The following is a 25,675-nucleotide window of genomic DNA, read 5'->3' as shown; positions in this document are numbered from 1 at the left end:
TATTTATTATGTATTGCTGTAGGACTGAGACTTAAAACGGGAGAATACAAATGAATAATGAATAAGGTATAGTGATGGACTGGATATCTTTAGAGGCACTATACACAATATAATGGACAGTGCCTCTAAAGAATTGAACCTGTTTTGTATCTTACTGAGTTTGATGTTCTCCAATGTATGGTTATAGTCATAAGAAAACTGCCCGTCTCCTCTAATGGGAAGACGGGCAGGAAGAATGGAAAAACTCCACTCAATGATATTAATTACATACCTATTTCAATAATTCATTCACCATGTTTACCAGCAGTTTACCTGCTATCGGATCAGTGGTTGCCTTTTCTGTACATAGAGTTGAAACGAGAGATTTTCCTTTATTGTCGGCTATCTGTAGCAGCGTCAGTCCGCGCATAGATTCGATACGTGCGATACGTTCCTCCGGCTTACCACCGTCGATGTAAGCATGGATCTTCATTTGGGCGGCGAGTTCCTTCACATTCTCGTGGCGGACAGCTTTCAATGTAGCGGTGCAGGCTAGTGGAATTTCACGCTTGTTGTTATTGAAATAGCGTAATTCCAGTGCACCGATTCCGTCGAATACAGGGGCATCATCCCGTTCCATCACCACAATGTCTCCCTCAGTGGGAATAATCCATCCGGTGATATATTCGGGATAGACTTTTTGTGCTGCCTCTTTGCTGTTCAGGAAGAGAATCCGACCGCCTTTTGACTGATATTCACGCAGTAATCTTGCTTCTTCATCGGTACATTCTTTCAAGCCCGATATAATGCAGAGATTAGCTTTTTGCTTGGCATTCAGTAGTTCCTTGATAGACGGTACTGTCTGGCAGGCGATGTTCAGGAAGTCAAGGGTAGCTTTCATATGATCCTTATCCAGTAAAAGAATCTTCTTGCTGGCGGTTACTTGACCGATATTCCATTCCTTGCGTGCCAATAATAATCCGTATTCATTCTGCGATAAAGTGACTCCGCTTTCGGTGAGAGTGAGTTTCAGTTTTACATTAACCTTGTCTGCCGGTAAATTGGAAGGCATATGGATGTTCGGTTCGATGTATTTACGACCATAATATTCCACTGCCGGAAATTGTTCCGTGCCGGAAGCCAGTACCTTATTGGTTTCGTCTACAATGCTCCATGCCAGTGACATAGGCTTTAAGTCACGTCCTTCTTCATTGTCATTTACTACATAGATACGTGTATGTAACTTCTCACCTGCATAAAGATTGCGTCCCCACAGTTCCGCACTGACAAGTACGGGCTGCATAGCACGTTGCATAGCGTAGTAAGTGGGATACGGTTGTATATTCCGGTGATCATAGCATTGGCGGAACCAAGTCATATAGGCAAAGTGCATGATACCCGAAGCCTGTTCGTTGGTGCGACGGAGGGTTTCGGCCAACTCTCCCGTGATGAATGATTGTGTATTCAGGAAACTGGCGGGATTCCCCCAGTCATATGCTTCATATCCGATTAATGAATAGGGATTCTGATGGATCAGCTGATAAGAGCGGGTCGGATGACCGGTTTCAGCATTCGGATAACCCGTACTCATTTCCTGACTGATCAATGGGCGTCCGGGACTCTTGAATTGTTTCTGGAATTCTCCGTTGAAGAAGCGGAATACCGAATAGTCATACCAATTATAGTAGGCATGGTTGTCATCAATATCTCCGTCATCAACTGTTTTCAGAAAGTCATCACCAAAGCGTTTGCTGGCTTTGTTGTGGAGATAGTTGGAGTCGAAACATACAGGACGTGTAGGGTCGGTCTTTCTCATATCTTTCACTACATCGGATACGATGCGGAATTTTTGTTTGGCACGTTCCGTGTCGGCATCCAGATCGTAGAACTTCATTTCATTGTTCACAGTCCAGAAGAATACGGAAGGATGATTTCTGTACTTTTTCATCACGCGCAGCCATTCACTGCTCCAAAGATCGAGCACGCCTTTGTCCGGTATCGGGGTGGAGTGTATCATGAGCCACGACCAAGTGCCCTCAAAGCTGATAGCGATACCGTTGCGGTCTGCTGCCGACACCCAAAGTTCGTTCCAGGGGGTGGTATGTGTCCGGGTAGACTGTACATTCCCTTCTTTCATTAGCTTCATGAACTTGTCTGCAAGGAGCGAATCATTGGGACAGAGCGCAAAAGGAATATGGTTACCTCCACGCAGCCAATATTTGCGGCCGTTCAGATAAAGGAATCCATCTTTGCTTTCAAACGTGCGGAAACCCGAAGTTACGGTGATGCAGTCCGTCACTTTGTTTTTTCCTTCCGTCAGGCTCACGCGAAAATCATAAAGATTAGGAGTGGCAGGTTCCCAAAGTTTGGGTTTCAGTCCTTTGATATCACAGGTAAATGTTTCTTGTGCGCTTGTCGCTAATGAGAGTTTGCTACGTACAGGTGCACCGTACAGTGTTTCCCCCGTCTGTTTGTCTATAATATCTACACGGATATCGAAGTTTTTCTTTTTGGGCGCATGATTTTTGATGGTGATATCTATTGATGCACCGTCCAGAGCCGGTTTGATAAAGATGTCTTCTACTTTCAGCGGATTGCTGACAATGAGTTTCACGGGCTGCCATATACCGGCAGGGTTATCACCATAGAATCCATGAGGGATGTCTGTCAATACGGCTTTGTTGGCCTGTTGGTCGTTTTGGTTATCCTCCACTTCCTTGCGTACTGACGAATAGTAGTTTTCCATGGCGTCACTGGTTTGTGCGGCTTTTCCGTTGATGTCACGTGTCACTTTTACTGCGATCAGGTTGCGTCCCGGACGCAGGAATCGGGTGGCGTCTACTTGGAAATCACCGAACATACCGATGTTGGAACCTGCCGATTCACCATTAATATATACTTCCGCCATTTTGGATACGGCGTCGAATGAAAGAGTCAGCTGTTTTCCCTTCACGTCGGCGGGCAGTTCCAGCCATTGGCGATACCAGGCAGCACCGGTTTTCCGGTAGTTGAACGTATAGTTCTCGCATCGGTCGGTTTCTTGTTGGTAGTAAGTGTCCGATACCCCTTTATGTTGCGGACCGGTGGGCGATGGCATGGTTTCTCCATGCAGCCAGATACGGATAGGGTTCCAGAAAGCGGGAACAGGCATTATATGCCAGTCGTTGTCGTTAGTCTGCATGGAGATGGCCTTCGTCTTATCGTTCAGTTGGTAGTCGGGCATGAACAGCCAGTTTCCGTCCAGCGATAGTTCGGTGCGGTCGGCAGTTAGTTTATCCAGTTTGACGGAGGTATATTGCGCCCGCTCTTCGCGGCGTATCTTTTCCTTTTCCTGTGTGGTGAGTGCCATACGATACTCCTGAACCTTGACATCTTTGAGAGCGTCTTCTGCCAATGGGGTGACAGTGAGGTCATCAAATTCCGTATCTATCCATCCGCCTCCCAGTGCTACTTTACCGGTAGGAGCCAGGTTGCTGTTTTTGTCCTCCAAATCAATGTGAGGAAGCTTTTCGTCGTTTACAAAAACCCGGATACGGTTACCGCATACTTCCACTTTCACTTTGTACCACTCTCCCGGCACGGGATGAAAGCCCAGCGGACGGACTCCCATGAATTCGTCTGTACCCATATATCCGGTACGCATCAGGTAGAGATCGTCTTGCAACCCGCCTTTGATACCTACCACATAACGGTCAAAACGGTTATGTGTACGGAAGCCTGCCCATATCTGTACCTGTTCGGCGTCTTTCGGGGCACGTGCCTTGAAGGACAGGGTATAATCTTTCCACTCAGGATTGCCGAAAAGGCCATAAGCGCTGCGCGAATGAAATACTCCGTCGTTCACCCGACAGACACCACGTCCCACAGTATTCAGTGGTTGGGAGGCATTGGAGAAATCATTGCTCCATACGGTTTGATCTTGGGCTTGCGTTGTCAGACCGGACAGGCTACAGGCGCAAGCTAAAAATACTTTGCTAATTTGTTTCATGATATGATTTTGTAGTTTTAAAGTTCATTGTATTTAAGTTTATGATTTGGCAAAGTTTGTTATTCACGGGTTGATCACGAAAAATGATGTGGCAAATATAGAGACAGGTAGTTAAGTGAGAGCTTAATTTTCGCTTAATTGATTATTAAATATCCCTTAAATGTGGAATTTATGCAAATAAGTATGCTGAAGAGGGGATAAAAGTTAGCTGTAGTTATAAATATTCCTGTTATACCTTATTATATAGGAAACTTATATTATATGAGAAATAGGGAATCATACAACTACGAAATAGGGAATAGTACAACTTAAAGCTTATATCATGGGGAGCGCTTTGAAAATCTATCAGGAATAACGCCATTGTAATACTAAAAATCCACATCTTATATAATCGGATAAGTCACTAATTGGATATCTCCTAATTTGTGTTATGTTTGTATAGTATTTGCTTTATTCCCCTTTTTAGCCTTTCTACTTGAAATATTCTTCTTTTTGCAGGAAGTGAATGTTCATTTGGATAAAGAAATAGGGTATGGACAGCATATTACAGGATATAAAACTTCCCCCTTTTCCAGAAATTAATACCTAAGATTGCGAAAAATTATAAGAAGATAGTATTAGTTTTAAAATTAATTAGAAATTAATCAGAGTTTAATCGTATTTTATAAAAAATCTTAAGCAGGCTCTTGTTACTTTGCATCAGAACTCAAAAATAACCTTAAATATTAAGTTTGTTCAGTCGACGCTTTCTTAAATAATAGATAAAAAGGGTGTTTTCGAGGTGTAACAAATAGCAAATGTATAATATAAAAAAGAGACCGTGAAAAATTATTTGAAAATCACGATGGGGCTTGTATTAGCTTCCATGATTGTTAGCTGTTCTGATGAGGACAATACTATTGTTCCTGATACTAATCCGGACCCGGTTATACCGATAGAAGGGACGTTCATACTTCCTGCTCCTGCGGTAGAGAGTAATATTTCCGAACATAGTTTTTTGATGGGGGCGCTGTTCAGCTATCAGAAGAATCTCCGCAATGGAGAAGATGCTGCCAGTGGCGGGACTAGTTCTACTACCTTTTATAATAAGCCGCTTTTCGAAGTGAAGTCTTTTGGTGCTACGGAAACAGAGTGGTGGGATAATCTGGTGGAAGAGATGGTGTATAGTGGTTTGGATTATGTAGCTCCCAATTGCCGCGGACGCTTGCCGAAGGCCGACACTGATCCTGCTTATGACAGAGATCATGGTGATCCTACCCGTATCAAAGACTTCATTGCTGCTTTACAGCGTCGGAATGAAGAAAATCTGAAGATCGCCATCTTCGATGACTGTCCGGCTTCCTGGGCGGCTGCCCGCAATTTTGACTTGTATCAGACCTATGCTACATTCATTAGTGCGGAAACTCAGCAAAACAAGGGACTGACCGATGAAGAGGTGATGTATCCGCTGGACAATTTGGACGATATATATAAGTATATATGGGATTACAATATAAAACTGGCCTTCGATAACTTTTATGGCGAGAATAAAGCCAATAACAAGTATCTTCTTCGCATAGACGGCAAACCTGTCCTGTTTTTGTGGAGCATCAATGGTTTCCTTAATGTAGACTATGCTGCATTGGGCAACAAGAAAATTGACTGTAAAGGCAAATTAAAGACTATTCTGAACAAGATTCATGCTGACTTCAAGTCTGCTTATGGCGAAGATCTCTTTATTTGTGCCGACAGAGCCTTTCAGGACCGTGATAAAGAGGTGGACGAATCAGTCGTAGAATCACTGAACGATTGGTTTATTGCCTCTGAGCAGGCTCCCACCCGTAGTTCCTGGACGGTACGTACCTTCAATGGAAAAACTGTAGGTGTGGCTGTTCCGGCTTTCTATACCAATGATAAATCGGGTACCCGTATGTTTTTTGATGCAGATCACGGCAAACGTTTGACGGATGCTTTGGACGATATGGTTGCGAAGAATGCTGATCTGGTCTTCCTGGAAGGTTTTACCGATATGGCAGAGAATGCCGCCTATTGGAGAAGTACCGATAACATTTACTATGACTTTCCCAACCAGCGTCTGAACATTCTCCGTAAATATAGTAGCAGCCGGGCATGGGCCGAATCATTCCGTGTAGAAATGGAGGCCTGCGATTACTTCTTCGATGTATCTGCTAAGAATAGCGGTAATCAATACCGTACCGGAAGTCTGGATGTTGCCAAAATAGCCGGTGTGGCTCCGGATAAGAACACCGAATGGTATGTCACCAGCACAGAGGCGGGTGAGTGGATGGAATGGAAAGAACTGCCTTATGCTGCCGGAGATATCACAGTCAAGGTATGTTATGCTGCCAAAGAAGATGCTAAAATCCGTTTTGACTTTGGCGAAGGCACGAAAAGAAGACAAGGGCCTGTCGTAGAACTTCCTGCTACCGGAGGCGAATGGGTTACTGTCGACGCTTTCACCATGAAGAGCGATGTGAACGGCTGGCGCCGTACTGTGCTGAACATTGTGGCGGGCAAACCTGATTTGAACTACTTCACCATCACTGTAGAAAAATGAAAAGAACAAATTTATTAATTATAAACTTAAGCTAATATGGAGAAACTTTATCTGAAAAGAAGCTGGAGGATAGGGACGTGCCTGATGGTATTGCTCACGTTCTTCGCACTTTCACTTTCGGCGCAAAACCGAAAGGTCACTGGAGTCGTTGTTGACGAGTTTGGTGATCCGCTTCCAGGTGCTAATATTACGGTGGTTGGAAACCAAAATTTAGCTACTGCGACAAATATGGAGGGGCAATTTACCTTGAACAATGTGCCGAAAGATGCTATTCTGAATGTAAGATTCATAGGCTATGCTGTAAAGACTATCAGACTGGCTACCTTGAAAAACAATGATCTGCTGCGCATCGTTCTAAGTGAGGATGTCAAAGAACTGAACGATGTCGTGGTTACGGCATTGGGCATTAGCCGTGAATCCAAATCGTTGGGATATGCCCGTCAGTCCATTGACACGGAATCTTTGCTGGATACACGTGACCCGAACTTATTGAATAGTCTGAGCGGTAAAGTTTCGGGCGTTAATTTTATTTCGAATGGCGGTCCGTTGTCTTCTACCCGTGTGGAGATTCGTGGTAACAACTCCCTGACCGGAAATAACCAGCCGTTGTACGTAATTGACGGTGTGCCCATCATGAACCCGATGGGAGAAGATGGAGACCTGGACTATGGTAATCCTGCTTCTGCTATCAGCCCGGACGATATTGAATCAATCGAAGTTTTGAAAGGTGCCAATGCGGCTGCCTTGTATGGATCTGATGCTGCCAATGGCGTTATTCTGATCACTACCCGTAAAGCTACCAAGAAATCCGGACTCGGTGTTTCTTATGGCTACAATATGCAGTTTACTTTCTTGCGTGAATTTCCTGCCTATCAGAATGTTTATGGTTCGGCCAGCCTTCCGGCTGTTGGTGTGGGTGACGGATTCAACTATTATGGTTCCAACTCAAAGAACGGTTATGCTTATGACCCCAGCCTGCCTTATGGTATTTTTGTATTTAACTGGGCGAATCCGAACCAACGCTCATGGGGGTTGCCGATGTTAGGCTTTGACCTGGTGGGACGTAATAATCAGATACGTTCTTATGTACCTAATAAGAATGGTATTACGGATATGTATGAAATGGGTGTAGCCATGACTCATAGTGTTTCGGTCAATAAGGTATTCAATGGAGCAGGTATCCGTTTCAACTATACGGGTATCGACTACGACGGAATGCTGAAGAACTTTGATAACATGAAGCGTCACACATTTGACCTGCGTGTGAATATGGATCTGGCTAAATGGCTGTCCAGTGAAATCTCCGTTAACTATCAGCTGGAAACAGCCGATAACCGTGACTTTAAAGGGGACAGTAACCGTAACCCAATGCGTGCCATCATGAATATGCCGCGTGACGTCGTTATGGAGGAATTATTGCCGTGGAAGCGCGAGACAGGTGAAGCCTTCACGCGTGGTAACGGATTCTACAATCCTTACTGGCTGCTGAACGAAATCAGCAATGGTGACGGCCGTAATAACTTCCGTGGTAACCTGACTCTTAATATCAAACCGATTCAGGGAATGAATATCCGTTTGCGTGCCAGTGTAGAAAAGGCAAACAAGAACGGTTGGAAGTTTGATAATTATTATACGATGTGGGATATCGACGGACAGTACGAAACTTTCCGTGAAGCCTCCAACAACTACAACTATGAAGGGGTTATTTCTTATAACCGCAATATCAAGAAGGTCAGCCTCAGCGCTAACTTGGGTACTTCTATGCAAAAGAATGACTGGTATAAACTCTGGAATCAGGTTTCTCAACTGGCAGCTCCGGATGTGAAGTCATTGTCCAACAATGCCTCAATATTGAGTGGGACGGAAAGTGTGAACGCGAAAGAGAAGCAGTCCGTATTCGGTATGTTGTCTTTGGGGTATCATGGTTTGTTTGTAGACGGAACTTTCCGTAACGACTGGTCAAGTTCTTTGCCGAAAGCCAACAATTCTTACTTCTATGCTTCCGGTAGTGCCAGTGCCGTGTTGACGGAAATCTTCCCCAAGCTGAAGAGCAAGACATTCTCATTCGCCAAGTTGCGCGGATCTATTGCCCGCGTGGGTAACGATGCCGGTTTCGACCGTTTGATAAACAGTTACAGTTACGGAGGATTGTTCCGTAATGATATGGCATGGTTCCAGGGTGACGCCGTACGTAAGAATCCGAACTTGAAACCGGAAACAACCATCTCAAAAGAAATCGGTGCGGAAGTCCGTTTGCTGGACGGACGCCTGACAGCAGATGTTACTTACTATGACAAATACACTCGTGATCAGATTGTCGAGTCGGAACTTTCTTATTTATCCAATTACCAGCGTGTAATCATCAACTCCGGTAAAATCTCCAACAAGGGTTGGGAAATCTCCGTGAGCGGTGTACCGGTGAAAGTGAAGAACTTTGAGTGGAAAACCATTTTCAACTGGTCAAAGAACAATTCTATGGTAGAATCATTGCCCGAAGGTATCGACAAGATACAGATTGGTAGCGGTGTGTACAACGTGAAGTCTTATGCGGAAGTAGGCAAGCCCTACGGTGCTATCTATGCGAAGACATTTAAGCGCGATGCCGAAGGATACATCCTTTGTCAGCTCGACGGGTCGCCGAAAGAAGGACAGGACTATGAATATTTAGGCTGTGTACAGGCTGACTGGCGAGGTGGCTGGAACAACGTGTTCCGTTTGGGTAATTTCTCCTTCTCTGTTATGTTCGACTTCCAGAAGGGTGGTAAGTTCTTCTCACAGACATCCATCCAAAGTTCTGTAGACGGACAATCCGTCAAGTCATTGGAAGGTCGTGACGCGGATTTCTTCTCCAGAAAGATTTTGGGTGAGTCGGACGAAGAACGATATGGCTTCATGCGTCCTCAGAACGCCAACACACCGACCGCAAACGGGCAGATTTATCCTGACTGGGGACGTCCTAAAGGGGTAGTTCTTCCTAACTGCCGTTATGACGAAGACGTAGAAGGGCTGGCAGGACAACAAGTATTGGGTTATTGTACCCCCGAACGCTATTGGATGCACTATACCTCTCGCGATATTTCCCGTTTCATCTACGATGCTTCTTATGTGAAGTTGCGTGAAATCACTGTCAGCTACGATTTATCGAAAAAATGGCTGAGAAAGACTCCGTTCCAGACATTCCGTGTGGCGGCTGTCGGACGAAACATTGCTACCTTGTTTGCCAATACACCGCACGGGCTGGATCCGCAGGCAACGAGTACAACAGGAAATGCACAAGGTTTCGAACGTGGTTTCAACCTGCCTTCCGCAACCTATGGATTTGATATTAAAGTTTCTTTTTAAATTCGTAAAGCATGAAATTGAAAAACAAAATATTACCGTTACTCCTGCTGGCATCGACTGCTTTGGGGTGTACGGACGGTTTCGAAACCACCAACTCGGACCCGAACAAATTGTATGAGGTAAATCTGCAGAGTATTTTCCCCGGTACGGTTTACAAGACAATGAATGCGATCAGTGAATTGAATAATAACCGTATGTGGAGTTATTCACGTTACATTACTAACGTCGCTTTCCAGACACCGTGGAACGAAAGGGGAGACGGATTCTACCGTAAGTTTTATGTAGAGATTCTGCGCGACCTGGAAGAGTTGGCAAAAGCATACGATGATGGCTCTTTGCCTAACAGTCTGGCTGTTGTAAAGACATGGAAAGCATTCACTTACTACCAGTTACTGTCACTCTATGGTCCGGTCGGACTGAGCCATGCCGGTATGGACGGAGGAACGGACAAACGTATCTTTGACTATGATTCGGAAGCCGATGCTTACTATTCCATTTTGGGTTGGCTGGATCAGGCAGTCGATGAGTTCGATGAATCATCCACTGATAAGATTCTGAAAGACCCTGTTTATAACGGAGATGTACAGAAATGGCGTAAACTGGCTAATACATTACGCCTGGAAATAGCCATGAACATCCAGAACATCAGCGAAGAGAAAGCACGCGAATATGCTGCGAAATCTATGGGACATGAAGAATGGCTGTTCAGCTCTCTGGACGATGCGTTTGCTCCCAAATATGGAACGGTGATCGACAAAGACTGTTCCTGGTATTACACTCGCTTGTATAAAGAAGAAATTCAGACGAAAGCAAACTGGGGGCTGATCCCTTCCATGAACGAATATTTCGCCATTTACCTGTTCTCATACAACGATCCGCGTATGGAGACTTACTTTGACGGCTCCAACGTTTATTGGCCGGAACGCCAGCCTTATCGTATGACGGATGTGCTGACTCGTTCACACGACTGTGATGTGAGTGGTTGTTCCGCCAGCGATCAGCAGGAACACCTGCAATGGATGATAGATGGATATGAAGTGCGTGATTCGTTGCGTGTACGTTACTCCATTCCATACGTGCCTACACCGGACAATCCGGGCGCCCGTACACCGTTCGGCTGGAGAAGACCGATCGACCCGACCGACCCGAATGGTACAAGAGAAATCCCTGATCCATTGTCAATGAACGAAGACAACAGATGCTACATCAACCCGAGATATTATGCAATGGACGCTACGATACCTTTGCTGCGCTGGGCAGATGCTTGTTTCCTCTGCGCTGAGGCGAAAGTGAAGTTCGACTTGGGATCCAAGGATGCACAGACCTATTATGAAGAAGGCATCCGTGCTTCGTTCGAAGAGAACGGCTTGTCTGCTTCTGCTGCTGCCTATATGGCTCAGGAAGGAATCGCCTGGGGAACCAGTCATAAAGGATTCTATGATACCCGTAAACTGATGACTGCCGACATCAACGGAGCAGACGGCAAGGACGGACAACTGGAACAAATCTACAAACAACGCTGGTTTGCCGACTTCCTGGATGGTATGTCTGCCTGGCGTATGGAACGCCGCACACGTGCATTGAACCTTCCGCCTCTGTTCCTGAACGGATCTCAGGCTTATGAAGAAGGCGGAAATATGTACTACGGCTGGCCCGAACGCCTTTACTTCCCGGATGCGGAACGTCAGACAAATGCAGAGGCTTATTACAGAGCTATCGATTTGTTACAGAAGAATAGTCCGAAGCCTAATGCCGCCCGTTGGGGAGACAATATCTTCACGATGCTTCAGTTCGCAAAACCTGTACCTAACCAGGAAGAGATGATAGCCGGATGGGAAAACAGCGATTATGTACAGTTCAACATGGATTTCCAAGCCAAGAAGTATGGACAGACTTATGAAGAGTTCTTGAAGAATGCCCGTGAGCTGACCGGTATCAAGGATGCCGAAGAGGCTTTGGACAAGGCTTACAACTTCTTGATAGAAGCTACACTTTTAGTTTATAAGGTAGAAAAGTAGTAATTAAGTAATGACTGAAAAATGAAAAAGTATAAGATTTTTAATAAGACAGGTCTTGCAATATGCCTGACGTTGGGACTGGTGGCCGGATCGGCCTGTTCACCAACAGATGACGGTCCTTCCATCGATGATCATTTCTTGAACTATGAGATTCCGCAAATCAGACCGAGCAGCGATATTCCGGTAGGAGCCATTTATTGGAACTTGGGTAGTACGGGTGTGGATGAAAAGAAGTATGCGCGGTTGATTGGTGAATATAATCAGAGCGGACAGTATCCGCAGCTTTGTCCGAATGTGCGTCCGGTGCTGGGACGTTATTCGATGGATATCAATAAAGCCGAAACAGCCGATTTGATTCAGCAGCACCTTACCTGGGCAAATAATGCCGGTATCAATTTCCTTATTTTGCCGAACATCGGTCTGGATACCAGTAAGGGAGATTTGCTGAACGAAGGTAACGTGAATTTCGTGAACTATATGGCGGGACTGAATCCCAACTCGGAAGGTATCGAATGGGGAGGTTTGCGTTATGCGGTTTCTATGGATATGAATAACTTCGCAAACGGACTTAACAACACCGCCATGATAGAAGACGATGCCGATGAAAATGGTGTTTCTGCACGTTGTGAGCAACTTTATAGCTTTTTTGTCAACCTGACAAGCCGTTTCTGTACGAACAACGATCTTTACTACACTGTAGACGGCAAACCGATGATTGTTGTCTGGAATGCTGACAAGTTGTATGCACGTGATTCAGAGAAACTTTACAATACGATCCGTGAAAGAGTACGTGAAAATGTAAAAGACGGCAATGGCAATGGGCTGGAGATCTATATCTTAGCACGTCAGGAACGCTGGACACCTCCCGCACGCTGGCATAACTTCTTCCTGAGCGGGAAAGTGGATGCTGTGTACATGGATAATATGTACAATCAGACCGACTGGTTCCGTCCTACCTGCTATCCGCAGTGCATCGACCAGAACTTTAAGTACAACCGCGAATATGAGTGGGCTAATTACGGAGTAGACTTCGTACCTAGCGTTTCACCTTCGTTCAATCAGTGGATAGATGGTGATGGAACTCAGTTCTATAACTTCCCTGTGGTATTTAAGGATGAAGATATGTTCCGTAAGATGTGTAATGTTGCCAAGATGAACTTGGGAAAGCGTCCGATGGTCATCATCGATTCTTTTAACCGTTGGAATGTGGATCAGGCTATCGAACCGACTGACCCGAATTACGGGAATGGATACGGTATGAAATACCTTAATATTGTAAAAGAAGAATTTAAAGTGAAATAAGCATGAAAGCGATAAATTTTATCAATTGGAAATATATCGGCTTGACCGGATGTTTGGTGGCATCGTTACTGACTGCATGTGGTGACGATGAAACCGGTCCGGAAGTGGTGACGCCGCTAGAGCCTAAATTGGAGATTGTGAACGAAGCGTCCACCTTCAGTTTTTCTTCTGCGGGAAATTCCGCTCAAGTACTGACATTCAACGCCAATCAGGATTGGCATATCGTATTGGATGATTCGGAAGGTGTGGATAATAGCTGGGTAGTGCTGTTTGAACGCGAAGGAACGGCCGGCGAAGGCAACAAAGTATGGGTAGCTGCAGCCGAAAATGTGGAACCGGATGCACGCCGTGCTAATTTTTCTCTCGTGTCCGGTGGCTTTAAGTATGATTTCGTTATTTATCAAGCACAGAAGGATGCGGTGGTAATCACCGACCCGAAGGCCTACGAAAACCTGGATGCCGGTGAGCATATTATTTCCGTAGAGTTTGGAATTAATACAGGAGAGTATAAAACCAGTTTCCTCTATTCCGGTGACACGGGCTGGATCATGCCGACGGACGAACGCCCCGCAGGCGAACCGGAGACACGTGCGATGGAAAACCATACACTGTACTTTAAGGTGTTGCCGAATCAGAAGTTTGATATTCGTAGAGGTACCATTGAAATCTCTTCGAAAGATAATGATAATGTAAAGGCTACGATGAATATCTTCCAGACCGGTCTGCCCAAACCTGTCATTACGGTCGATAACAAGGAAATGTTCACTAACCTGGCATCGAAAGAAGATTCGATTCTGTTGAAATATAAGGCAACCAATACCAACGGGCCAAGGGATTTGACGATTGATATTGATAAGAACGATCAGGATTGGATTTCGTTCAAGCCTGCTATAGATGCCAAGGGCGACTCTACCTTCCTCGTTTCCGTGAAAGAAAATACCGGTGGCGAACGTACGGCAACGATCGCGCTTTGTGCCGCTGCCGACAAGAAGGTGAGAGAAGAGTTTATCGTGACTCAGGCTCAGGCAAGCGATGTGGAACTGGTTATTACCAACAAGAACGATTTCAGAACAAGTTTGGATAAGCTGGGCAGTGCCGCTACCGTGAAGTATAGCGTACAGTCTACGTTGACCGATCCGAAGAACGAGATTCTGGTGGATATCGTATATCCGGAAGAAAGTGGCTATACGACAGAGAATGGTTGGCTGCATATGGCAAACAACTCCATGCCCGAACGTGTCATCTTCACGTACGATGTGAATAAGGTACTGAGAGAACGTCAGGCTACCGTTTACATCTATCGCAAGGGTTATGAAAACAAGAAAGACTATATGGTTATCCGTCAGGCTGCGGCCACTCAGATTGAAATTCCGGCTCCGGGAGGTTTGACGAATGTATTGCAGGGTCTTATTGATGACGAAATCTATAAAGATTGGGAATCCATCACTAGCCTGGAATTGAAGGGCAGACTCAACGATACCGATTTGAACTTACTGAAGAACATGATGACAGCGGGTAAGGGCTACAACCTGAAAACTCTGGATATGACGGAAGTGGAGAATGAAACGCTGAAGAATGGTGTATTCAACGGATGTAACCTTTTGGAGAATATTTCATTCCCGACAGGATTGCAATACGTACCGAGAGAAGCTTGTCGTAACTGTACCAAGCTGAGAACGGTAGTGGTGAACGAAGGTCCGACTTATATCGGTCGTCACGCGTTCGGTAACTCAGTAGTAAATGAAGCTTGGTTCCCGAGTACCATGACTTATGTTTACGGATATATCTTTGATAATGTGACGGCACTCAAGACTTTGCACTTAAAGTCATTACCGTTCCAGTGTAAGGAAGTTGCCCGTAGTGATGCCGACGAAGGTGCTACCCAGCCGACAACCTGGTGTACTGTCTTTAAGACATGGCCGAGCACGGTATATGTACCGATGGAATATCTGGAATATTACAAGAATCCGGACCCGAAACACGTAGTTTCCATGCACTTCCAAGACCTGTTGAATACATTGACATCCGAATCGGAAGAATGGACGAAGGGACCGAAGGTTCAGCAACCGTACTTGAAGTCCAATTCGGCATTGAAGAGCAACTTTACTTGGGGATCATCTGCCACTACTATCATGGGAGAATCCAATTGATATAGAGTCAAGTAGGTATATACTATAAAAAGAGCGGACTATCAGTCGGCGGGAAGATTCCCGCCATTGATAGTCTGCTTTTCTTTTGAGTCAGTAGTAAAGTCATGCATTGTTTCCTTGTCGATTCATTCGTAATGGTACAGTGAGGTTTTTAGTTCTATGACATAAAAAAAGAAAAGAATCATTGTCGAAATAATTCATTTGCTTATTTAAAGGATAAAGAACTTTTCAAGGTCAGCACCCATATCTATACGAAAGATATTGACCGATTATGCAGTAACTTCCAATCGTTTATTAATAAATTCTTTCATCGTTTATTATAAACGTCCCCCAAGTTTATTATAAACCCGAATATTGCTATTTTAGTAATAAATATCAATATAAAGCAACAAAAAGGGCTGCAATTCCCATAAAGAATCGCAGCCCTTAGCTTGTATCAGACTATCCGACAAACATTATCCGAAGTGGAAATGCCTGTAATCTGTTATTATATTATACTTATTATCGCTCATTTTTCGTCTATATTATCAATGTTATCGAATTTTCTTCCGGTTTCTACTTACAAATATACAACATAAAAAGCGGTTTGTCAAGTCCTCCATGCTTCTTTCGTACATCTGATTACCCATTCATACGGTTTAGCTCATTCCCGTACGGTTTTGAACTAAATGATAGTCGGTTCTATCTTCAATTCTCCTCCTTCGGGAAGGAGGAGTACCCGTAGGGGGAGGTGGTAGGTGAATACATACTCCTGTCATTTACAAAGAAATAGGTATAAACATTATTTCTCCTACCACCTCGGTCTTCGACCACTCCTCCTTCCCGAAGGAGGAGAATGGAGATGGTACTGACTTTTTAGTTACCCCCAATGGAGATACTACTGTTTGATTCATTTTTCATTTAGGAAAGAAGTAAAGCTGTACAGTTATAAATCTGCGAATGGTGTTTTATAATCTTCTCCCATCGAGTCCCGATACTCTTTGCAGAAACGGTCATACAGATTTCGTGCAATCCCTTTCTTTCCCTGTGCGGAGAATACAGCGCATTTGGCGGCCAATGCTTCTTCGTTCAGCGGGTCATGCAGGAACATGATATCTGCCAGGCGGAGAATCATGTCCGGATGATTACGTTGCTTTTCGATTTCAAACAGATCCTTCAACAAGTCGATGGAGTGGCTGGAGTATGTTTCTTTGAAGTCATCCAACCAATCGAGAATGGTGTTGGGCAACAATGGTCCATACAACAGAAGTTCCAAGATACGGTTGAGTAACTCGCTGTTTTCTTTCTCCTTGAATTGCTGGATGCGTGCAAGTACTTCGCGATAGTCGCAGAATACGTTCTCGCCCCATTTAATGTGCATGAAGTTGTTTTCCGTCACGACTTCTACATCACCGATACTCTCCAGTAATACCCGCAGTTTGCGTAAGTTTACGTTACGGTTGTTGCGGGCAGCCGTCTCTTCCTTATCCGGCCATAGGATTCCCGTTGTTTTGGAGGTCAGGATACCGTTCGGATTCTTTTCCGTATATAATATCAGCAAAATAAGCAAGTGCTTCAGACGGGGAGTGAAATTGGCGGTGATATCATTTCCCTCTTTATCGCGTACATTGAAACAGCCCAGCAATGAGATGGAAGAACGGCTGCGATCGTAGTAGTGGACTATCTCTTTCGGTGCGGGCTCGTTTTCTTGTTCCGGCATTGTCGGAGTAACCTTCCCTTGATTCTCTGAGATGACTTTTGGAGCGGTAACCGATTGAGGTGCTTCTTTTGAGGTTGCAGCCGACTGGGTTGGCTGACGTTTGCTTCTTGAACGATAGAACAGCCAGGCACCGCAACCTAGTATTGCCAGGACACCGATGACATACAGCAGATTCCACCATTTGCCGGAGCCCATTTCATCCACTGACTGACGGATATCTATCTCGTTGACCAGGGGCATATTAATGGAATAGATCTTTATATCGTGCGTACGATTGTTCAGTATCTTGTCCAGCACAAGGAACAGTTTCCTGTGAGTCGGTGAATAGTAAAGGTTAAAATCGCAGTCCTGATAATCCAGTCGGTTATTGATCGGTTTTGAAACTTCTGTATAAACGGGGCTTTTCATGGAAATCTTCCACAGTGTTCCCCCGTTGTCCGTAGATACGGCATAGAAAGAACTGTCTGCCGGCTCGAAGTACATGGAGGAAGCCATGATAGTTTCCTTGTTATCGTCTTTTTTCTCCCAGATGGTGCGGGACTGTTTACTTTTTAAATTGATGGCATACAGGCCGAGGTAGTAATGGGTACTCAATTCCTGTTTACCATATTTGTTTCCTTTGCCTCCAAAGATATATAGTTCGTCGCCCACTACTGCCATAGCAGCCGAATAGCGGGGATAAAGCGGATGATCATATTTAATTTGCTCCATAATTTCACTGCCGGACTTCATGCGGAACAGGTCATTACGGTATTTATAGAAGCCATATCCGCCGAAAAAGTAGAAGGAGGAATCGGCGGGATTAAATGCTTTGGCATGGTTATAGTTGTTGGCCTCTTTGGTATTCCGTATTTCGTTGCTCCATTTTCCGTCGGCGAACGAAAAGCGGGAGATGATGTTTTCTGTCAGTGAGTAAGATACCAGTGCATTGCTCAGCGTATCATACAGCAGGTGGTTGGGATATTCTACGGCAGGATATCCTCCGCGTACGGCAGTCTCTTGTTTGAGTCTTCCGTCTTCGTCCAGCACTTTCACCGATTCGGGGCTGACTACATAGAATAAGGCGCAACGGGCGTCGAATGCTATGCCTACTCTGCTGGAAGTCGTGATCTTATTGATTGTTTTCCATTCGATATGGTTGTCTATCAGCCAGAGAGGCTGGACAGCACGTGCAACGGCTCCCTCTTTTTCGTCATAACAGAGATTGTCGTTATGTTTCCATAATTTCCATTCTCTTGTCAGTTTGCCGTCCTGTATGATGTTGATATCCCTTAAGTTGACAGGGGCTACTTCCGCCTGATAGCCTAGCATCTGGCCGAATGTAATCGTTACACTGTTTGTTTCTTGCAGGGGGAAGGTGGACGACATCTTTTTTTTGTCGTATTCTATTTCGATCACATTGTCTTTTTGGCGTAGATTCAGCGAGACATTGATCCATTTTTCCAGTTCTATGGGTTTGTCAATGATGATAATCTCATCATTGAGCATTAAAGCGGGAGCATGGTTTTGCTCACCTGCAACAAACGAAAAGCGTATTATCTGGCCTTTGTCTGTCTTCAGATGAAGAATGGAGCCATAGTCGGCTTCATTGGCACGTATATATATCTGAAAAGAAATGGTTAAGTCGTTTTTTACGGAGAAAGGTTGGTTGTCATCCAAATATAAAGTAGACCTTTCCGGTGCCGGTACGGCATGAGACTTAAGATAAAGTCCGTAATCATATAAAGGAGACGCATCCAGTCTGCCCGCCAGGCAAAGCAGGATAAAAATCAATAATTGCAGTTGATATTTCATAGTACTTCTACTTGAATCTGTTCCTATGTGGCAAAAGTACGAAAAACAATATGATATTCATAAGAATCGGGGACTTATTTTATATAACCAAAGTGTTGGAATACTCGTATATGATAGCTGTCGTCCGGAGAATATGACAAGAGGTATTGTCGAAGAATCAGATGTTATTTCGATGATTCTTCGACAAACCTCTTGCGCTTAATCGCTAGAATATAGCTACTTGATTTCTAATGATGGAGGAACATCCTCTGCTCCGCTGGCCCATGTCTTGTTGGGTTTGCTGCCCATTACCAATACTAGCTTGCCACCGTTCATCAGGTCATCATGGCTGAACCATGATTTGTTCCATTCTTTGCCATTCAGTGTGGCGGACTGGATGTATTTGTTATCAGCAGAAGCATTCTTAGCTTCGATTTCGAAGACGGCTCCGTTGCTGAGTGTAATCTTGGCATCTGTGAAAAGCGGACTTCCGATAGTGTAGGCCGGCAATCCCGGAGTGACAGGGTAGAAGCCCAGGGAAGAGAAGACCACAAATGAAGTCATACCTCCGCCGTCCTCATCTCCCGGAATACCCATCAGGTCATTGCGGAACCATGTTTTCAGCATTTGTATTTACAACCGATTATTACTCAATATTTTATAGATAATAAGTCAGAAATATGGTTGTTATTTTTAATTGCACATTCTAAAAGGTGAAGATTTAACGCTTTTATTGATTATTAACTCAAAAAGGACATCAACTTGGGTCGTTTCTTCTCTTTTCCTTGCTATTCGTTTCCGATATTCCACTTTTGTTTTGGTCTATCTCATATGTACTGCAAAGGTATTGATTTTTGTTTGATATTGCTCCTTGCTTGCTCCTTGTCGTAGATTAATTTTCACACAGGAATTTTTGTTCTCTTTCTATAGGGGCTTGAAACAATCCATTTATTGGAAACAATTAAAGACGGAGCTGGTTTGCCCCAGTGCTTTTTAAGAAACAGGGCAATTATTTTATCTCCACAAAGGCTCTTGTTCCCAATTATGAGGAAAGCCTAATAAACGAGTTCTTACTGATGGGTATTTCGATAAAAGCTGCTTGAAATCTGCAACAAAAGTGTTGCCCATAGAAATGGAGTTAAGCCAATACACCACATAGCAGAGTTGCGGATAAAGTGTTTGTTCACGGAACGAGAAATCCGTAATCCATGTGTTTGGCATACGCATAGGCATCATTGGCTTGACAGGAAAGACCCGATTTGACAGTCTTGAATGATGGGCGCAGCAATTACGAAGTACGGGTCTGGGTACGGATTAAAAGGCTAAGTGATTATTTTCAGTCATTTAGCCTTTTTAATTATCTAATTTTTCCCCACATTTTCCCCACAGCTGTCTATTTATATATTTTAGAAACATATTTTTCCGTAAAGTTATGTATTTTTCCGTAAAGTTATGTACCTTTGTCGGCAAATAAAGATATTCTCGTCAAACAAATATAAATAATATAAACATGGAAAAAAACAGAAAAAAACAAATCGTAGTTTTGAGTATAGCTTTAGTTTGCATTTTCATCTTGGTATTTTCATTGTTCCATAAATCAGCGACAAAAGATAGCGCAAATCCTCCTTTAACAAATGTTTTGACTGATAGCATTTCTCAAATTGTCTCAGCTTGTCCTGGCGAAATTGGTGTGGCGGTTATTGTTAATAACAGAGATACGGTTAAGGTCAATAATAAGAGTGTTTATCCTATGATGAGTGTGTTTAAGGTTCATCAGGCATTAGCTCTTTGTAATGACTTTGACAATAAAGGAATTTCACTTGATACCTTAGTAAATATAAATAGGGATAAACTTGACCCAAAGACTTGGAGTCCTATGCTGAAAGATTATTCAGGGCCAGTCATATCATTGACAGTGAGAGATTTGCTGCGTTATACTCTTACTCAGAGTGACAACAATGCAAGCAACCTTATGTTTAAGGATATGGTTAATGTCGCTCAAACAGATAGTTTTATAGCCACACTCATTCCTCGTTCAAGTTTTCAGATAGCTTATACGGAAGAGGAAATGTCGGCTGACCATAACAAGGCTTACTCTAACTATACATCTCCTCTTGGTGCTGCAATGTTGATGAATCGTTTGTTTACTGAAGGTCTTATCGATGATGAGAAACAAAGTTTCATTAAGAATACGTTAAAAGAATGCAAAACAGGTGTAGATAGGATAGCAGCTCCACTTCTTGATAAAGAAGGGGTTGTTATAGCGCATAAGACAGGTTCAGGTAATGTTAATGAAAATGGTGTTCTTGCAGCTCACAATGATGTTGCCTATATATGTCTGCCTAATAATATCAGTTATACCTTAGCGGTATTTGTTAAGGATTTCAAGGGAAATGAATCACAAGCGTCACAATATGTTGCGCATATATCAGCTGTAGTATATTCTTTATTAATGCAAACTTCAGTAAAATCTTAAACTGCACTTGCTTTGATAATTAATGATAAACAATCTAAAAGCACTCTAATCGTTATCGGAGTGCTTTTAGATTACTAATCAAATTGCTTCTATTATAATTTGAATCCTCTACTTTTTCTTTCTTCCTGTTGCGGCACTCTTGCTCCATATCTAAGCCTGTGCCATTGCTCCCTGAACCAGTCGGCAATCGGCTTCCTGTTTATTGTCAGGTTCAGCCTGCTTTCATCGTCAGGGTCATTTTCCACCCTTAAAATATCATCCTTTATATCAAAGTTCCGCCTGTGTTGCTCGGAATAGATTTTACCGCTACATTTCAGGGCTTCTTTTTTGACTATAAGACTTTCAGTCATTTCTTTAGAGAATCCCAGCATGGCACAAAACTTTTCCATGCGCAGCATTTCCCTGAACATCGGAAACCACCTGAAAGCCTTGTCTATGATTCTGGCGAGCCGTGACAGTTCTTTTTCTTTCATGTCAAGTTCCTGCCTGTGCATTTCTCTGAGATTGTGGATTTGCGTATCATGCTGTTTCTGCATCTGCTGTACTTGGCTCTGCAATTTTTCAATATTGGTGTTCCGTTTTGAAACCTCGTCTTGCAGTTTTTCGTTGGCACGTTCCAGTTCTTTCAGTTTTCCACTCCCGAAAAGAGAAGCAACTCCACTAGTTATGGCTGTCGCTGCCGTGGTGGCTGTCTTCTTTAACTTGTCAGTGCGTATTTCTGATTTCACCTGTTTCAGTTCCTGCTCGGCAAGATTTATCTGTTCTTCTTTGTGCCGTTTGGCTGCATCCATGCGTTGCAGTTCAGCTTTCTGCTTCTCAATGATAAAGTCGTTCCGTTCCAGATGCTCCTTACCAGTGACAGCCTTTGACTGCCCGCGTTCCATCAGCAGGATGTCGGATGCAAGGGTCTGCATCTGCATCATGTCATCGTCATTGAGCTTTCGGCTCTTTCCTGTTTCGTGGTTCATCCAGTCGAAAACGATATGGGCATGATAGTTCGGCTTGAACCATCTGTCCCCGACTTTGAAGCTTTCCCTGTCTTCCGCTTCCGGCTGACCGTTCAGCCAATGCCCTTCATCCTTGTGCAGGAAGATTTGCAGCGGTGTGATTCCCCAGCGTCTTTGACACTCCTCACCGAATTTACGCACGTCTGCCAGTGTGGTGTCCGACCTGACAAGCAGCACTCCTTCACGTATGGGGGAGCATCCCGCAATCTTGACTATTTTACCGTTCTTGCCTTTGCGTTCACGCTCCTTTTCCTGCATGGCACGTCCGGTCTTTTCCTTTACCATCTGTCTGATATTGTCATAATGCATCCGCAAATCCGGACTGCCGAAGTCGGGATTTATCCACTGTTCGTTATCGGTGGATAGTTCAGGAACGACATAGATTCTGGACTCTCCGATGTGGCGCATGTATTCGGCAGTCCTCCTGTTGTGAGCCTCGCTCGATGCGATGTTGCAGGGCTTGATATGTATGCTTGATTTTGTTGCCATAGATACTTGTTTTTTGGTTTGTACTTTATTGTTTGCTTTTCCGCTGTCCGTAAACGCATGGGGTTCTTAGGGGTGCAACCCATAAGCGGAGATTGCAAAGAGAGGGTCACTCTTTGCTCTGGGTTCTCAGGGGAGAAACGCCCTGAGTGGGTCATTAGGGTAAAACCCTAATCCCCTCGGGAGAGCCCACAACTACGTAAGCGGAGCGTGTAGTTATAGTGGGCTATATCAATGGCAAGCCATTGTCTGCAAACTCCAGCCTACGGCTTCCGCTCTCCTCCGTCAGGGAGGTTTTTCATCATCGTTGCCGATTGGAGATGCACCGACCAGCACAAGGTCTAAATCGTCTATCAGTTTTTGCAGGACGGGATTCTTCTCTATCATCCGCTGGAGGATTCTCTCAGCCTCGACCAAGTGGTTGGCTGTACTCATCACCTTGCCCTCCCGTATCTGAAAGATAATCCAATCGGCTATGTCGATATGGGCTTCTTTTTGTTTCGGGGTGGCATTCCTTTCGATGATGTCCGAAACCACCACCTTACAAAAGTACATGCTCTCGGCTCGCTGTTTCCACTCGGCATAAGCATCGGCATCGGGAAAGAGAAGCACGGTTCGCCCTGACAGTACACGGAGTTTCTCTTCTCTCATCTGACTCTTACCACCCGTAGCCAGCCATACATAATCGGGGAAGATAGCAGAACCGATAACGGCACTCTTCTCGGATTCCACCAAGACCACCACCTTGTCGGGATGCGTTTTCAACAAGTGTTCCCCGAAAAGGCATTGGGATAGTTGCCAATCCTCTGCCAACACACGCTGCTTTTTCAATATGCTGTGTATCCAGTTCACTGCCGATGTCTGTCCTCCCTTGATACGGTGTCCGTCTTCGGGATTGTACTGCATCACCTTTCCCGTGCGTACCTTGCCCGTCCTGTCTATCTGCCAAAAGATAACAGAGCCGTCACGGGTAGCCCCCAAACGGTATTCCTCCAACAACCGCTTCAACACCTCTTTCGCCTTGTCGCCATAGTAGGAAGTAAGGAGTGTGAAGAGGAAACGGAAGAAATTGCTACGCTCGCTTTGCGACTTCTCCACATAGTGAGGGGGAATATAGCCGATGGCTGTCGGCTTACTTTGCTGCTTCACTTTCTTCTGCTCTGCTCTTTGCCTGTCAAAAGAGAAATCATTGGTAGTTCTGTGTTCAGGATGCTCTTGAAAATACTCTTTCGGAGTGTAGTGATACCCACAACCGCTTTCGTGGTTACATCTGCCGACCGATGGATGCAACGGCACATTATTTTCGTCCACGTAATAGACGAAAGAATGCCTGTCTCCGCATTTGGGGCAGGTATGCCGTGTTGCCGTTCCTTTATACTTCTGTAATGAATAATTGCCCATAGCTTAGTCCGTTTTTGATGGTTGATTGTCGGCTGTCCCATCCTGTCCCATTGTCCCACACTCTAAGGGTTGGGACAGTGGGACACTTGGGACACCTGCGTTTTTACTCTCTTTGCTGCGCTGGATGATACGGTTTACGGTGGACTTGCCACAATTCACCTGTGAGGCTATCTCCCTGACGGACTTGCCCGATTGGGAGAGTTGCAGAATTTGGCAATCCCTTTGGCTTGATTCATTGTCGCCCAATTTTTTCAAGTGTTCCTTTTCCGTGGAATAGCCCCTGAACACGAACTGCAAGAAAGCATCCACCTTGTCAATCTCGTAAACGATTACATTATCCGCATCATGAGAGAACGTGCCATAGCGCACTTTAAGCTGCTTCACATAGCGAAGCCCTCCGTCTTGGGCACTTTTTCCAATGGTGAACACGCTGTCAAAGAAATTGTAGAGCCGTTTGCTTCCGGCAAGGTCGTTGGATGTGATGGGACAATCCAAAGAGCGTTTGGGCGTATGTGCTAGGACAAGGATAGAGAGCGCATATCTCTTTTTGAGATTGTTCAGCTGAATCATCAGCCGTCCTGCGGCATCGCCTTTCTCCATGGCGCAACACAGGTAGGTAAGATTGTCAATGATGAAAATCTTGCAGTCGGTCTGCACAGCCATCTGTTCAATGCCGCCTATGATAGCTTCCTCAAAGTTGGCATCCAAAAGCTGGTTGCAGTCAATAGACACCCGATAGAGTTTGTCGGGAAAGGTGTAGAGCTCTCCATGCTCGTTGGTATAGCGGAGCTGGAACTGCTTTTCGGACAGTTCAAAGTCCAGATACAGCACATTGTCGGTTCGGGCGATGCGGTCGGCTATCTGCACGGCAAGGATGGACTTGCCCACGTTGGAATCGGCAAACAAGCAGGAGAGTTCCCCCTCGTACCAAAAGCTGTCCCACAGCGCACAGGGCGTAGGCAATAACGATGCTTCAAGAATGGTTTGGTTTGCCGTCTTGATATTCATCATGCCTACACTGTCGGGCATACCGTTATGCGCTTGGGATGCTTTTGTGAGGTCGCCACGTATCAGGTTGATATAGTTCTTATCCTCTTCCATATCATTCACCAGTTACGTGGGTTGGGCTTGCGACGGTGGGAAGAGGATAAGGACTTGTTCAGTTCCTCGTCTGACAACGGTATGGGATTCTTTCGGGCGGTTTCCAGCCACTTGTCCAGTTCGTCACGGTAAAGGCAATAGCGTTTGCCGGGCTTGGTGGCAGGGATTGTCCCTTCTGACAGTTTCATGTAGAGCGTACCCTTAGGGATACCTAAATACTCTGCTGCCTCGTCCACAGACATGGGCACGTGGGTGTCCACCGTTTTGGCATTGTTCACACTGCACTGCTCGGCGAGCAGGCTTTTCAGGCTCATCACTTCGTCTCGAAGCTGAGCGACAACCTCGGGGAGGTCGTTGAAGGTAAGAATTGATTTTTCCATTCGCGTACTCGTCTCT

The 25,675-nt window shown here is 44.8% G+C and carries 13 protein-coding genes and 1 pseudogene; 6 read left to right on the top strand and 8 right to left on the bottom strand.

The window, feature by feature from the left end; translation table 11 throughout:
• Positions 1-271 precede the first annotated feature (271 nt).
• On the bottom strand, positions 272-3,967 hold the full coding sequence (locus ACHLI0_RS07175) for a glycoside hydrolase family 2 TIM barrel-domain containing protein (RefSeq protein WP_490748761.1): 3,696 nt from the start codon (positions 3,965-3,967) through the stop codon (positions 272-274).
• Positions 3,968-4,787: 820 nt separating this feature from the next.
• Between ACHLI0_RS07175 and ACHLI0_RS07170 the strand changes: the two genes are divergently transcribed.
• From ACHLI0_RS07170 to ACHLI0_RS07150, 5 genes are read left to right on the top strand one after another with little or no spacing between them, the layout of a single operon-like run.
• Positions 4,788-6,524, top strand: coding sequence for a DUF5010 domain-containing protein (locus ACHLI0_RS07170; RefSeq protein ID WP_490748760.1), 1,737 nt, complete (start codon positions 4,788-4,790; stop codon positions 6,522-6,524).
• A gap of 36 nt (positions 6,525-6,560) precedes the next feature.
• On the top strand, positions 6,561-9,866 hold the full coding sequence (locus tag ACHLI0_RS07165) for a SusC/RagA family TonB-linked outer membrane protein (RefSeq protein ID WP_490748759.1): 3,306 nt from the start codon (positions 6,561-6,563) through the stop codon (positions 9,864-9,866).
• A gap of 11 nt (positions 9,867-9,877) precedes the next feature.
• Positions 9,878-11,884 (top strand): SusD/RagB family nutrient-binding outer membrane lipoprotein, encoded by a 2,007-nt coding sequence (locus ACHLI0_RS07160; protein ID WP_490748758.1) that lies wholly within the window; start codon positions 9,878-9,880, stop codon positions 11,882-11,884.
• A gap of 21 nt (positions 11,885-11,905) precedes the next feature.
• Positions 11,906-13,186, top strand: a complete 1,281-nt coding sequence (locus ACHLI0_RS07155) for a glycoside hydrolase family 71/99 protein (protein ID WP_008763274.1) — start codon at positions 11,906-11,908, stop codon at positions 13,184-13,186.
• A gap of 2 nt (positions 13,187-13,188) precedes the next feature.
• Complete coding sequence (locus tag ACHLI0_RS07150; RefSeq protein ID WP_490748757.1) at positions 13,189-15,336, top strand: BACON domain-containing protein; 2,148 nt, start codon at positions 13,189-13,191, stop codon at positions 15,334-15,336.
• 758 nt (positions 15,337-16,094) lie between these two features.
• On the opposite strand, the gene ACHLI0_RS07145 is transcribed toward ACHLI0_RS07150, so the two are convergent.
• The 3 genes and pseudogenes from ACHLI0_RS07145 to ACHLI0_RS07135 all read right to left on the bottom strand — a co-directional run.
• A complete protein-coding gene (locus tag ACHLI0_RS07145; protein WP_490748756.1) occupies positions 16,095-16,229 on the bottom strand; it encodes a hypothetical protein in 135 nt (44 codons plus the stop codon).
• A 32-nt stretch (positions 16,230-16,261) separates the two neighbouring features.
• The gene (locus ACHLI0_RS07140) at positions 16,262-18,829 is read right to left on the bottom strand and encodes a hypothetical protein (protein WP_490748755.1); all 2,568 of its coding nucleotides are present in this window, start codon (positions 18,827-18,829) and stop codon (positions 16,262-16,264) included.
• Positions 18,830-19,045: 216 nt separating this feature from the next.
• A pseudogene (locus ACHLI0_RS07135) lies at positions 19,046-19,438 on the bottom strand (glycoside hydrolase domain-containing protein); the annotation flags it as partial.
• Between the two features lie 880 nt (positions 19,439-20,318).
• On the opposite strand from ACHLI0_RS07135, the gene ACHLI0_RS07130 reads away from it, so the two are divergent.
• On the top strand, positions 20,319-21,284 hold the full coding sequence (locus ACHLI0_RS07130) for an extended-spectrum class A beta-lactamase CfxA4 (RefSeq protein ID WP_057280848.1): 966 nt from the start codon (positions 20,319-20,321) through the stop codon (positions 21,282-21,284).
• Between the two features lie 92 nt (positions 21,285-21,376).
• Here ACHLI0_RS07130 and ACHLI0_RS07125 read toward each other — a convergent pair whose 3' ends face one another.
• The 4 genes from ACHLI0_RS07125 to ACHLI0_RS07110 all read right to left on the bottom strand — a co-directional run bounded on the left by ACHLI0_RS07125 (position 21,377) and on the right by ACHLI0_RS07110 (position 25,659).
• A complete protein-coding gene (locus tag ACHLI0_RS07125; protein ID WP_004292734.1) occupies positions 21,377-22,780 on the bottom strand; it encodes a hypothetical protein in 1,404 nt (467 codons plus the stop codon).
• 282 nt (positions 22,781-23,062) lie between these two features.
• Positions 23,063-24,178: a DUF6371 domain-containing protein gene (locus tag ACHLI0_RS07120; RefSeq protein ID WP_004292742.1), complete on the bottom strand. Its 1,116-nt coding sequence runs from the start codon at positions 24,176-24,178 to the stop codon at positions 23,063-23,065.
• 3 nt (positions 24,179-24,181) lie between these two features.
• Positions 24,182-25,279, bottom strand: coding sequence for an AAA family ATPase (locus tag ACHLI0_RS07115; RefSeq protein ID WP_122116177.1), 1,098 nt, complete (start codon positions 25,277-25,279; stop codon positions 24,182-24,184).
• Between the two features lie 5 nt (positions 25,280-25,284).
• Positions 25,285-25,659, bottom strand: coding sequence for a helix-turn-helix domain-containing protein (locus tag ACHLI0_RS07110; RefSeq protein ID WP_122116178.1), 375 nt, complete (start codon positions 25,657-25,659; stop codon positions 25,285-25,287).
• Between the last annotated feature and the right edge of the window lie 16 nt (positions 25,660-25,675).

The sequence above is a fragment of the Bacteroides sp. RCH18 genome, from assembly GCF_058231005.1.
The sequence above is the reverse complement of the archived record's forward strand: the minus strand, read 5'-3'. Positions and strand labels throughout refer to the sequence as shown.